Below are 12390 nucleotides of genomic sequence, written 5' to 3' on the forward strand. Positions count from 1 at the left end.
GAATTAGAAGTCTTTGAGTACTTCGCCGTCGTTGATAGCGCCCAGAGCGCGGTAGGTCACGATGTCAATCGTGTTGCTGATCATCCGGACGCTGCCGTCGGCCAGTGCGACCTGAACACCGGCGGGGTGCTGGCTGCGGAGCGAGTTTCGCTGGGTATCGGTCGAGCTAATCGAGACGCAGGGAGCGTTCTTCCAGGTCGTGCTTTTGCACTGATAAACCTGGTCGGCAATCGTGGTGTTCGGAGCCTCCATCGTCGTGAAGCCATAACCGCCCCAACGAGCACCGCCCCAGTAAGAACCACCGTCGCCCCAGCCACCACCCGTCTTGCCGCGAATCAGAACTTCGCCAAAGGCGAGCGCGTTCGAGCTGCCGTCAGTGATCGAGCCAAAAGTATTCGCCGACTCGTAATAGAACAAGCCGTTGAGCTGCGTGTAACCGAGCATGAAGCCGTTACCGGTGCAGCCCACATAGTTGCCTTGCGAACCGTAACCATCGGGACGCAGGCCACCGTTAGCACCCATCGGGTTGCTACTGCTGGATGGATCGGATGGGCAGTTCATCACCTTGACGGGGATGTCTTTGATGGCCGCCGGCACGTCCATGATCCACTGCACATTGGTCGCCGCGTACTTGTCGTACATGGCTCGCTGTTCGAAGTAGGGAAGCAGCTGCTGCATCCAGCAATTCCGCTTATACAGATTGCCCCCTTCCATGTACCCGTAAGGGAACTTGGTCACCGTATCGTGATAGTTGTGCAGCGCCAGGGCGAGCTGCTTCAGATTGTTCGAGCACGACGAGCGGCGGGCCGCTTCGCGGGCGGCTTGAACTGCCGGCAAAAGGAGCGCGACCAGAACGCCGATAATGGCAATCACGACTAACAATTCCACCAACGTAAAACCCGACCGAGACGAACGGCGCGACATCAAGATTCTCACTATGCTTCCTACAACGAGAGTGGTTGCGAGCAGAAGAACTGTTCCGTTGCTGAACAAGACCCTGCAACCGAGTTGTCGAAGAGCACTAGGCAACCGCTGTGCCAGTCTTGCCACTTGGTCCGATTCGAGGCAATTTGCCAGCAGTTTTGCGGATGTCGCATTCACGCCACCCCTACATCGCTGGGGATGTCACCCTTGTCGCGCAATGTCCACGATAGGGCCGCTGCTTAAAGGTCTAGCACCGATCGAACAAGGGCTAGGCACTTAACGACTGTTGTAGAAAGTCGCGAATAAGATTGCAGTTACCCGCAATGCAGAGACAACTACTTCCACTTTGGGGTGCGCTTTTCGAAGAACGCTGCGAGCCCTTCCGTGGCCGCTTCGGTGGTGCGGGCGGTTGCACTGACGGCGGCACCTGCTGAGAGTTGAGTGAGCATTTGCTCGCCAATGTTCTCGTAGATCATCCGCTTGGTGAGCTGAATTGCCTCGGGCGCCGATTGGGCAATTTCTTGAGCTAATTCGTGAGCCTTGGCCCAGATTAAGTCGTCGGCGATCAACTCGTGATAGATGCCCAGCGACAAAGCCTGCTGAGCTTCGATGGTGTTGGCGCGTAATAACAAGTGGGTCGCCGGTCCCCCACCAATGCGGAATGCCAGTAACGGAGAAACGATGCCGGCCACGATGCCGCGCTTGGGTTCGGGGAGCCCGAACTTCGCGCTCTCGGTGGCGATTACCAGATCGCTGGCGAGCAGCAGTCCTGCGCCGCCGGCCAAAGCGGGGCCATTCACGGCGGCGATGATCGGCTTGGGAAACTGCAGCATCTGCTCGATCAATTCGCGGTACTGCAGGCTGTCTTCGTACCATCGCTGCTGAGCATCGGGCTGCGCTGCGGTTTCCTGCATCTCGGCCAGGTCCATCCCCGCGCAAAAGGCGGGACCGGCACCAAACAGAATCACTGCCCGCACTTGCTTCTCACCGTGCAGGTCGGTGAAAGCTTGCGAGAGCTCCGTCATCATCTGACGGGTGAGTGCGTTGCGCTTCTCGGGCCGATTGAGGATGATCGTGCCCGAGGGGACGTTTTTCTTGACTTGAATCGTCATAATCGATTTGGAGGTAGCGAGCTTCGACCTATTCGACTTTCGCCGAGACCAGCACCCACAGTTCGCCCGGCGTGTTGCCGTTTTGGGTTTGCTGACCGCAGAGGACTGCGGTTTCTCCGGGCGCGAGGCGGGTGGCGGTATTGATCGTGCTCGTCAGTTTCCGAGGGAAAGCGGGTGGTGAAGCTGCTTCCTGTCCTTCTACTTTTTCGACCGGCTTGGAAGGAGCCAGCGAAGAGCGTTGCAGAGACAGCGAAGCGATTACTTTACCATCGGCATCGACTTCTGCGGTAACAGTGAGCATGGTCCCCAGCGACTGATAGCTCACACTCTCCGAAACTGGCATCCCACCACCACCCCCAAAGCCGCCTCCACCGCCACGCGATGTCCGACTGGTCACCAGCGGGGCATCTTCGCCGAATTGCATGCGCGATTCGACATTCTCCAGGACCGACAGCTTGAGCCGTTGCACGCTGGGGAGCTTGCCTTTCTTCTCCAACGCAAGCAGCTCGGCGGCCGTTGGCAGTTGGCCTTGTTCACCGGCGACATCGCTGGGCGGGCGATCGATGAGGACGACTTCGAAGGCAATCAGCTTTTTGCCCTTTGTGGGCGCAGCGTCCGCCGTGGCGGCATTGAAGCTGACCAGGCCAAAACGCTTGGCAATTCTGTCTAACAACTCCGGCTTGCTCAGGCGAGCGTCTTTGTCGGTATCGGACTCTTCGGCCGGCGTATTCCACCTACCTGCTTTCTGTTCTTCCGCATCGATGAAGCCGTCGGTGTTTTTGTCCATGTCGCGCAGCAGGCGGTCGACATATTCCACCACGCGAGAATCGTGCGCGGCTTGGCTGAAGGGGCTGCTGACTTTGATGCCCAGCGGCTTGATAGCGACCTTGCTCACTTGCGGGTCGAGTTGAGCTTGCGCATGTTCGGAAGCAAGGTGCACGAATCCTGTTAACACCAAGAGACAGAGACGAATGCTTAGTCGCATGACATCACCCTCGGGAGAAGATACGGTGGTTCGCAGAAACAAGCAGTTACGCAGCTAATTAACAACGGCGCATAAAAATAGTTTCGCTGAAGCCCGACCAGTTCGCTACAATGCGCGAAGGTTTTCCCGCCAATCTTTCCTCTCCAGGAACTAGCCATGAACTACAAAGATCGCTCGGACTGCTCGGATTGCAATTCGCCCAGTGGGCTCGATCGCCGCGACTTTCTCCGCAGCATGGGCACGGTGGCTTTGGCAACCGCTGCCGCTCCCCTGCTCAGCAATTCGGCCTTTGCCGCTCCTTCGCCCAAGAGTGGTGCCGAAACGGTCGCTGCCGAGCTGTACAAATCGCTTTCGGACGAGCAGAAGAAAGTGATCTGTTTTGACTTCGATCATGACCTGCGCAAGAAAATCAACGCCAACTGGCATATCACCAAGCAGAAGATTGACGACTCGTTCTACACCAAAGAACAACGCGCGATGGCCGAGCAAATCGTGCGTAAGATCACGTCGGAAGATGGCTTTCAGCGTCTGCTGAAGCAAACCGAATACGACGATGGCGGCCTCGGTGCCTACAGCATGGCCATGTTCGGCAATCCCGATTCCGGCAAGTTCCAATGGACCCTCACCGGCCGGCATCTCACGTTGCGGGCCGATGGCAACAGCGTTGATAAAGCGGCCTTCGGTGGACCACTCATCTATGGTCACGGCGAAGAAGATCCGAAAGAGAATCTCTATCACTATCAGACCAAGCAGACCAACGAGGTCTTCAAGGCGCTCGATGCAGGCCAGGCCAAGAAGGCACTGCTGCCCATGGCTCCGGGCGAAGCGGCAGTCAATATTCAGGGCGCGAGTGGCAAGTTCCCGGGTATCGGCGTGAGTGAACTCAGCAGCGATCAACAGCAATTGGTCGAAGCCACGCTGAAGGTGCTGCTGGCTCCTTATCGGGCCGAAGATGCTGAAGAAGTGATGGCGATGCTCAAAGCCGATGGCGGCGTTGGCAAGCTGCACATGGCCTTTTATTCCAACAACGACCTGAACAAAGACAGCGTGTGGGATATTTGGCGCGTGGAAGGGCCGTCGTTCGTGTGGCACTTCCGTGGTGCCCCGCACGTACATGCCTACATCAATATCGCTGCCAAGGCTTAAGTGACTTACGTCGCGGCTGATGATGCCAACCGCAAATGAGTGGTGTTGATAAATCCCTGGAGCTTATCAACACCACTTGCAGTATCTCTCGGGAACCGCGCGAATTGCTGTTGATTTATTCGACCAATAATCAACGAATAGGTTCTTTTTAAGTCGCTGTTTTTGGGGTCGCATGTCGACGTAAGTTGACTAGCAGGTTCAGTGCGGCACAGTGACTTTTAGTTGCTCTGGTGGCGGCTCTTCGGCAATCGTCAGATTCGGCAAAGCAGCCTGCAGCGTTGCTTTGCCAGCCAGTGAAATCTGTGTGCCACCCAGAAAAATGGTTTGGCAACGCTGGAGTTTGGCCAGCGTGGGGATTGCTGCATCCGTCACTTTGGTGCGCGACAGATTCAACACTTCAAGCTTGGGCCACTGAGGCAAGTTCACCAGCGCGGAGTCGTCGAGATCGTTTCCGGCCAGATTCAGCCACTGGCACTTTGCCAGGATTGGCAGTCGTTGCAGGCCAGCCGAAGTTACTTTTGTCTCGCTGAAGCCGAACCAAGTAACGTGGCTGTGATTGCTGAATTGCGCCAGCTCTGCATCGGACAAACTCGTCTGTGACAACCGCAGAACTTGAAGTTGCGGCTCGGCAGTAAACTCTGTCCAACCGCTGGTGGGAAGTTCGCAACCTTGGATCTGAATCCACGCCAGTTGCCGACACTTTTTCAGCTCTTCCCAAGTGTGTTCTGGCAACTCGCAACCCCGCAGTTGCAGCAGTTCGAGTTGATGAAGCCCGGCAAGGGTATCCAAGTCAGCGTCGCTGAGCTTCACCCGTTCCCAATGCAACTCGCGCAGGTTGTGTAATCCAGCCAACAGGCTAACGACGTCTCGAGGCTGCGATTGAAGCGTTGGCGCTGTGTTAGCTGCTTTAAGAATGATCTCGAATCCGGTCGGTTCGAGTTGATAGCCGGCCTGGCGCAGCTTCCAGACCAGTTGCAAGTCTTCGAGTTCGATGGGACGAACGGATGTATCGGTCGCGGGCGACTTCGATCGCCAGAACTCTTCGCGCGCCAGAGGCTGCACTCCATTCAGTTCGCGCTTGATGAAATACTGGTCGGGAAGTCCCCACCGCGGATCGGCAATGTGCAGTTTATCGCCGGGCTGTGATGTTTTCCGAAAAAGCTCGACAAACAGACGCGGCGAATCGGGAAACGGAACTGCTTGGCCGGTCCAGCCATCCAGGTGCACGTACGAGTCGTGCTTCACATGAATCGCTCGCGGCATGTTGCCGCTATAGAGGACAAACGCCAGGTGAGGATTCAGCCAGTTGACATAGAAGAGCGCGGGAGCAAGCAACATGATGACGGCGGCACTGCGTTCTGCCCACGCGACTCGCGGCAGTTCACTGGGCTGGTTGTCGACACGCCTCAATAGCCAAAAGGCCACAGCGGCGGTAGCGATGTTCCAGGGCCACACACTCTCGTTGAAGTTACGGACGAGGGGCGACAGCGAAACGAGCAACCCAGCATGCAACACGACCGCCGGCCACGCAGCACGCCGCGGCGCAAACATCGCGAGCAGCCCGATGGTCGTTTCGAACACGGCTACGAGAATCGCAAACGGCAAGTGCCAACTGGGGTCGAGGCCGCATTGATCCAAGAACCACCACGACTGAAAGCCATACCACTCGGGCGAGAGGAACTTGTGCAGTCCCGCCCATAGCCACATCGCTGCCAGATACCAGCGAACGGTATAGCCAGCCGAGATAAACGCGCAGCCAATCAAGAGCACGGCGAGCGAGATCACTTGCGGTTGCAGACGGTGTTGATCGGCGATGATCGCCAAGCTCAACAACGCCACGTGCACGATGCTCGCGGCTCGCGGCCAATACGTCACCGCTAATAAGCTGATGACTAGTGGGACGCCGAAGGAGATTTCCGGGAACCAGATGAGCGGCAATAGCGGCGGAGTTGAACGCACTTGCCAGACGGGCCAACTGATGCCAATGGTCAGCAACTGACAGACAGCGACGAGGATCAGCAGCGGATAGTTGGCTGCCGCCGCCTGTACCTTCGCCCACCGTCTGGCGGCACTCGCAACGGCAGGCTGTCGCTCAAGCGAAGGGTTTGGCTTGTTTTTGCGACGTGACATCCGGGCTCACACGAGAGAACAAGGAGCGAGCACGTCGAGTCGTAAATGTCGTGCACCTACCTGTAATCTAGCCCACCCTCACCTGGGCACATACGCGCTCGGTACCGATTATTCCGCTCGACGCACCTTTGACTAGCGTAATGCCTGTAGCGATCTCAGAAGGTTTTCTATGCCTCGCTAGCAGCACCTGACGAAACCAATGTTGAGGACATTCAGCCAGGGATTGGCGCTTCCCAGCGATGCAGAGAGCGCGAGAAAATCCCATGTCAGCAATGGCTCACGAACCGGCTGTGATTTTGATCATCGACAACGACCCGATCATGTTGACCGGAATCGCTGCCATTCTCAGCATGTCCGGTTACGAGTGCCATTGTGCTCGCAACTCGGTCTCGGCAACGAAGGCCGCCAAGTCGCTGGCTCTCGATCTGATCATTTGCGACGTCGAACTCGGCAGCGAAAACGGCTTGGATGTGTGCGGCCAACTGCGCGAACAACCCGGTATGGAAGACGTGCCGATGATGTTCATCTCGTCGGCTCAATCGCCCGACATTGTCCGCCGCTCGCATGCTGCTGGTGGTGCGTATTACCTGCGCAAGCCGTTCGATACCGAAGTGCTGTTGGAACTGGTCAGCAAAGCACTCTGGATGCCCCACCTCATTCATTCGCATACTTCGGCAATGCCGCAGCCCGCTGCCGAGCCGGTGCAAACCTCATCGGCAGTCCCTCGCTCCAATATTCGCCACGCCCTGAGTGGCATTCGCATGCCGTTGGCTTAGCCCCTCACGGTTTTCGTGGCCTGTCCCACGATTGATTGTGTGATTTAACCGGCGCGTGCCATCGATGCCGCGCACGCTCATCGTAGCGAAGTGGCCGGTCGCTCTTCTTGCTCCTCATGCACTGCTAAAGCCTGTCCTATCGCTAGCAACGTCCGACAGCATTCTTCTCCGCTCGGGGGAGTCCGCAGTCCGATAGCGTTCGTGATGCTAGTAGTGAAACTCCTACCAACCACAAACCGCTCCAGGTCGGTTGGTATCGATCATTAGCACAGCAGCGAGCAATCGGATTCTGCATCTTCAAAGGTTCAAGGAGGACCTCTGCCATGCCCATCGCGTGGGACGTTCGTCGTTTCTTGCTGCCACTGGCAGGTGTCGTCTGTTGGACGAGCCTGGGTGTGGCCGCTGAACTCCTCACTCCCCCTCAACCACCGCCCGACAATGACGGCCTCGAATTGAATCACTCGAATAGCTTCGGGCCACAGCCCGTGCTGGTCGAAGCTGTGAGTCAGCCGGCAAATCTGTTGCCACCTCCCGATCCACAGCCGGTCATCGAACAGCCGCAGTACGAATACTCTCAATACCCTTCGCCGCCGATCGTCTATGGACCGGCCTGCGAAACGGTGATGGCTCCTTCGTGCGACACTCCGCTTTACAGCGGTTTCCATCCGCCCATGTTTGAAGCTGCCCCGACCTGCGACGCGGCCGCTGGTGGCGCGTGCTATTGCAGTTGCGTACCCACTTGGACGTTTCGCGCCGAAGCACTCCTGTGGAATCGTAGTGGCGGGGCCGATGTTCCGCTGGTGACGGCTCCCGTAGCGATCTCGTCGGGCGATCTCGATACGGGGTGGGCTGCCGGGCCTCGTTTGACGGCAATTCGTCACGGAATCTTTGGTTCTTGCTGGGATGCCGAAGTCAGCTACTTTGGCATCGATGGCTGGAACGGAACGGCGAACCTCGCGGACATCGACAATTTCCAGACAACTCCGGTCACTAACATTGTCGGTGTCGCTCCCGGCACGATTGCCTACACTTCATCGCTTCACAGCGCTGAGTTCAACTTGCGCCGCGCCCACAGCGATTGGGTCACCTGGCTGGTGGGCTTTCGCGCGGTGCAAGTCGGCGAACGGCTGAACCTGAATGCCGGCGGCGCGACAATCTCGACAGATACGATAAACCACCTTTATGGTGCGCAGTTGGGGCTCGATCTCCGCTTTCTCGATTGCGGCACCTGGTACGTCAACGGTCTCGGCAAGGCAGGTATCTACGGCAACACGGCCGATCAGGTGACGCGTACGGCCGGTGTCGGTGGTGCCTTGCCGTTCGTCACGTCGGGCGGCAACCAAACATCGTTCGTCGGCGAAGTTGGCCTGAATGCCGGCTACCGACTGACCGATCGCTTCAGCCTGCTGGCCGGTTACTCTGTGGTGTGGGTCGATGGCGTCGCGCTGGCGCCGGATCAACTGGCCGGGACCAACGTCACGACGGGTGTCAGTGCGATCAATGCCAATGGAAGCCTGGTCTACCACGGGTTCAACTTTGGCCTGGAGTATGGCTGGTAGGCGCAATTTACCACTCATATGCCACGTGCCCTCGGCAACCACTTCCCGTTGCCGAGGGCTTTTTCGTTAACGCTTGGCATCAGCACGCGCACGTTGACCGAGCCGGTAGAATACCGGCATGAAGATTACCGCCGCCGATACCGCCACGATTGATGCCGCCGTGCAACTTGCTGCCGAGTTGCAACAGCGGGCTACTGAACTGCAAACGTCGGCCGAGCGCCGCCAGCAGGCCGAGCTCGATCGGATGCTAAAACATCCGGCCGATAAAGCCACGCTCGTGCAACTCACCGACCAGGCCTTTCGCTCCCAGGCGGCTGCGCGAACCGCCGAGCAGTTCACGCACATTCTCGATGTGCAGGGCATTCCGCGGTTCTTCAGCCCACTCGACCAGGCACTTCTGCGCGGCTTTCAAACCTTCGGCGGCTGGCTTCCAACGGTGACCGTCCCGCTGGTGAAAGCCCATCTGCAGCACGAGACGGCCAACGTCGTTTTGCCAGCAGAACCCGAAGTGCTGCGCGAACATCTCGCCGCGCGGCGAGATCAGGGCGTGCGGATGAACCTCAATTTCCTCGGCGAGTCGCTGCTCGGCGAAGATGAGGCCCAGCAACGACTCAACAAGTATCTGGCCGCGTTGCAAACACCCGAGGTGGAAGTTCTCTCGGTCAAGATTTCGACCCTCTATTCGCAGATCCTGTCGATCGCTCGCAAGCACACCTTGCAGCAACTTTGTGATCGCATGGAGTTGCTGTATCGGCAGTCGCAAAAGACCACTTACCGGCGAGCCGATGGCCGAGAGGTACCGAAGTTCGTCTATCTCGATATGGAGGAGTATCGAGACCTGCCCCTGACAGCAGCGACCTTCATGCGCACGCTCAGTCGCCCGGGATTAGAAAAGATCAGCGCTGGCATCGCCCTACAGGCCTACATTCCCGATTCGTTTGCGATGCAGAAGCGAATCACGTTCTGGGCCCGTGATCGCGTGGCTCGTGGCGGCGCGCCGATCACCATTCGCATCGTCAAAGGTGCGAACATGGAAATGGAACGCATCGACGCTGCCTTGCACGATTGGCCTGCCGCGCCTTTCCAGCACAAAGTCGAAACGGACGCCAACTACAAGCAAATGCTCCGCTACGCGCTGCGGCCGGAGAATCTCGCTGCGGTTCGCGTGGGCATTGCCTCGCACAATCTGTTTGACGTGGCCTATGGCCTGGTGCTCGCGACAAAGGCCGAGGCTGGCGATCGTGTCCAATTCGAGATGCTCGAGGGGATGGCCAATCATCAGCGCCGCGCACTGCTCGAACGGACACAACAGTTGCTGTTGTACGCCCCAGCATGTCGCAAAGAAGAATTCCTCAACGCGATCGGCTACCTCATTCGTCGCCTGGACGAAAACACGGGGCCCGAGAACTTCCTGGGACATGCGTTTCGATTGAAAGTCGGCAGCGAAGAGTGGCGGATGCTAGAGCACAGTTTTCGAGAGTCATTTCGTACTCGCATCGCTGCCCATCCTCGCCGCAAGCAGAATCGGATCGAAGAGGAAGCATCCAGCAATTTGCAAGCACCACGGCCCGAGATGCCCTGGAATCAATTCGAAAACGAACCGGATACCGACTGGTCGTTGCCCGTGAATGCCAAGTGGGCCCAGCAGATTGTGCATACCGATGCTGCGGAACTGGAACTGACCACTTTGCCCATCGTGGTTGCCGGTCAAGAGATCATCGATCGCGAATCAAAACCATGCCTCAATCCTTCCCGCCCAGGCAAAGCAGTTTGTACGTACACGCTGGCGAATTTGGCGGATGTCGCTACTGCCGTTGAATGTGCCAAGGGCGATGCCGCTGGTTGGCGCGGCCTGGCCGTCGATGAACGAAGTTTAATCCTCGGTCGTGTGGCCGCCGAGTTGCGACTTGCGCGGTCGAAGTTGCTGTTCGCAGCACTCGTGAATGGTGGCAAACTTCTTACAGAGAGTGACCCCGAAGTTTCGGAAGCTATCGACTTCGTCGAGTTCTATCGAGCCAGCGCTCGACGATTCTTCGAACTCGATTCGGTAACCGCGAGAGGCTGCGGAGTGGTGGTCGTGGTTCCTCCCTGGAACTTTCCGATTGCCATTCCTTGTGGAGGAATCGCCGCGGCATTGGCGGCTGGCAACACCGTCATTCTCAAGCCCGCGTCCGATACGGTCCTCGTGGCCTGGGAGCTTTGCCAATGCTTCTGGCGTGCGGGTGTCTCGCGCGAGACGTTGCAATTCGTACCTTGCCCCGGTAGTGGTCCCGGCAGCCAGTTGGTAAGTCACCCCGATGTTTCAGCGGTGATTCTCACCGGCGGCACCGACACAGCCTTGCGCATGCTGGCGATGAAGCCGGACATGCGACTCTCGGCCGAGACCGGCGGCAAGAATGCGACCATCATCACGCCGCTGTCGGATCGCGAACTGGCCATCAAGCACGTCGTGCAGTCTGCCTTTGGTCATGGGGGACAGAAGTGCTCAGCCACTTCGCTGCTGCTGTTGGGCGCTGAAGTGTATGACGATCCAGAGTTCAAGCGGATGCTCTGCGATGCCGTTGAAAGTTTGCACGTGGGCTCCGCGTACGAATTGCACGCTCGTGTCGGTCCGCTGATTCGCCCGCCATCGGGCGCGCTCGAAGAAGCGCTGAAGACGCTCGAACCGGGCGAGACGTGGGCGGTAATGCCGCATCGTGTGGGCGACAATCCGAACCTCTGGTCGCCGGGTGTGAAGTACGGTGTTGCTCGCGGTAGTGTCACGCACCGGACCGAGTTTTTTGGTCCGCTACTCGGCGTGATGCGGTTCGAAGACCTGGCCGAGGCAATCGACATCGTCAATGAAACGGGCTACGGCCTGACGAGCGCGATCCATAGTCTGGACGATCGCGAGATCGAGCAGTGGAAGGCTGGCATTCGCGCGGGGAACCTTTATATCAACCGAGGCACCACCGGTGCCATCGTGCTTCGCCAGCCGTTCGGCGGAATGGGTGCGTCGGCAGTGGGACCAGGCTTGAAAGCGGGCGGGCCGAACTACGTAACTGCATTTATGGATTTTGAGGATCGACAACTCGAAACATCGCCGAGCAGGTCTCCGATTCAAAATCCGAATCTGAAATCCCTTGCCAACCAGTTCGACTGGAGTCTAGCTGCAGATCGTCGAATCATCAGCGCCATCGCCAGTTATGACCGTGCCTGGCAGCAAGAGTTCTCGCAGGAGCATGATCACTTTCGTTTGCTCGGCCAGGACAACTTACGCCGCTATCTGCCGCTCCCTGAGATTTGCGTTCGCATCGTCGAAGGCGATACCCAATTCGAGATCTTCGCCCGCTTGGCAGCCGCTCGAGTTACCGGCGCGCGTGTCGTGGCGAGCCTTGCCCCGACCGTGTCAGATGGCTGCCGCGAGAGAATTGACGAGTTTACGGAATCGTGGGCGGCGGGAATTGAACTGATCGAAGAAACCGACGACGAACTCGCTAGCAGTCTGGAGCAAGTGCCGGACTACCGGATTCGCTTTTCAAACCGCCAGCAGGTGCCGCCCGCGCTTCGCGCGGCAGCGGCCAAGCAGGGTCGCTGGCTGGCCGATGTGCACGTCAGTGGTGAAGGACTCATCGAACTGCTGTGGTACGTGCGCGAGCAGAGTATTTCGTACGACTATCATCGCTATGGCAATCTCGGCACACGGGCGGCAGAACCGCGTCGCCCGCTTGTTGGTGCGGAGCCTCTCCGCAAGAATGCTTGATGATCTGGGCATCGCC

8 protein-coding genes are annotated in these 12390 nt (G+C 58.1%); 4 read left to right on the forward strand and 4 right to left on the reverse strand.

Annotated elements, in window-relative coordinates; all coding sequences use genetic code 11:
* Positions 1 to 3: 3 nt before the first annotated feature.
* From NA78x_RS16260 to NA78x_RS16270, 3 genes are all read right to left on the reverse strand, one after another.
* On the reverse strand, positions 4 to 924 hold the full coding sequence (locus tag NA78x_RS16260; RefSeq protein ID WP_425613419.1) for a DUF1559 domain-containing protein: 921 nt from the start codon (positions 922 to 924) through the stop codon (positions 4 to 6).
* A gap of 335 nt (positions 925 to 1259) precedes the next feature.
* On the reverse strand, positions 1260 to 2036 hold the full coding sequence (locus NA78x_RS16265; protein WP_425613420.1) for an enoyl-CoA hydratase/isomerase family protein: 777 nt from the start codon (positions 2034 to 2036) through the stop codon (positions 1260 to 1262).
* 28 nt (positions 2037 to 2064) lie between these two features.
* A complete protein-coding gene (locus NA78x_RS16270; protein WP_425613421.1) occupies positions 2065 to 2976 on the reverse strand; it encodes a hypothetical protein in 912 nt (303 codons plus the stop codon).
* A gap of 201 nt (positions 2977 to 3177) precedes the next feature.
* On the opposite strand from NA78x_RS16270, the gene NA78x_RS16275 reads away from it, so the two are divergent.
* A complete protein-coding gene (locus NA78x_RS16275; protein WP_425613422.1) occupies positions 3178 to 4167 on the forward strand; it encodes a DUF3500 domain-containing protein in 990 nt (329 codons plus the stop codon).
* A 198-nt stretch (positions 4168 to 4365) separates the two neighbouring features.
* Here the strand turns inward: NA78x_RS16275 and NA78x_RS16280 are convergent, their stop codons facing one another.
* Positions 4366 to 6297: a leucine-rich repeat domain-containing protein gene (locus NA78x_RS16280; protein ID WP_425613423.1), complete on the reverse strand. Its 1932-nt coding sequence runs from the start codon at positions 6295 to 6297 to the stop codon at positions 4366 to 4368.
* A 263-nt stretch (positions 6298 to 6560) separates the two neighbouring features.
* Here NA78x_RS16280 and NA78x_RS16285 point away from each other — a divergent pair, with 263 nt between their 5' ends.
* From NA78x_RS16285 to NA78x_RS16295, 3 genes are all read left to right on the forward strand, one after another.
* Positions 6561 to 7073 (forward strand): response regulator, encoded by a 513-nt coding sequence (locus tag NA78x_RS16285; protein WP_425613424.1) that lies wholly within the window; start codon positions 6561 to 6563, stop codon positions 7071 to 7073.
* Positions 7074 to 7396: 323 nt separating this feature from the next.
* Complete coding sequence (locus NA78x_RS16290; RefSeq protein ID WP_425613425.1) at positions 7397 to 8632, forward strand: BBP7 family outer membrane beta-barrel protein; 1236 nt, start codon at positions 7397 to 7399, stop codon at positions 8630 to 8632.
* Between the two features lie 118 nt (positions 8633 to 8750).
* A complete protein-coding gene (locus tag NA78x_RS16295; RefSeq protein ID WP_425613426.1) occupies positions 8751 to 12374 on the forward strand; it encodes a bifunctional proline dehydrogenase/L-glutamate gamma-semialdehyde dehydrogenase in 3624 nt (1207 codons plus the stop codon).
* Positions 12375 to 12390: the final 16 nt, after the last annotated feature.

It is taken from the genome of Anatilimnocola aquadivae (assembly GCF_049819085.1).
Lineage (GTDB): Bacteria > Planctomycetota > Planctomycetia > Pirellulales > Pirellulaceae > Anatilimnocola.

Coding starts and splice junctions, on each gene's coding strand:
- NA78x_RS16260 (WP_425613419.1), bottom strand. CDS start 924: ATGTCGCGCCGTTCGTCTCGGTCGGGTTTTACGTTGGTGGAATTGTTA.
- NA78x_RS16265 (WP_425613420.1), bottom strand. CDS start 2,036: ATGACGATTCAAGTCAAGAAAAACGTCCCCTCGGGCACGATCATCCTC.
- NA78x_RS16275 (WP_425613422.1), top strand. CDS start 3,178: ATGAACTACAAAGATCGCTCGGACTGCTCGGATTGCAATTCGCCCAGT.
- NA78x_RS16280 (WP_425613423.1), bottom strand. CDS start 6,297: ATGTCACGTCGCAAAAACAAGCCAAACCCTTCGCTTGAGCGACAGCCT.
- NA78x_RS16285 (WP_425613424.1), top strand. CDS start 6,561: ATGTCAGCAATGGCTCACGAACCGGCTGTGATTTTGATCATCGACAAC.
- NA78x_RS16290 (WP_425613425.1), top strand. CDS start 7,397: ATGCCCATCGCGTGGGACGTTCGTCGTTTCTTGCTGCCACTGGCAGGT.
- NA78x_RS16295 (WP_425613426.1), top strand. CDS start 8,751: ATGAAGATTACCGCCGCCGATACCGCCACGATTGATGCCGCCGTGCAA.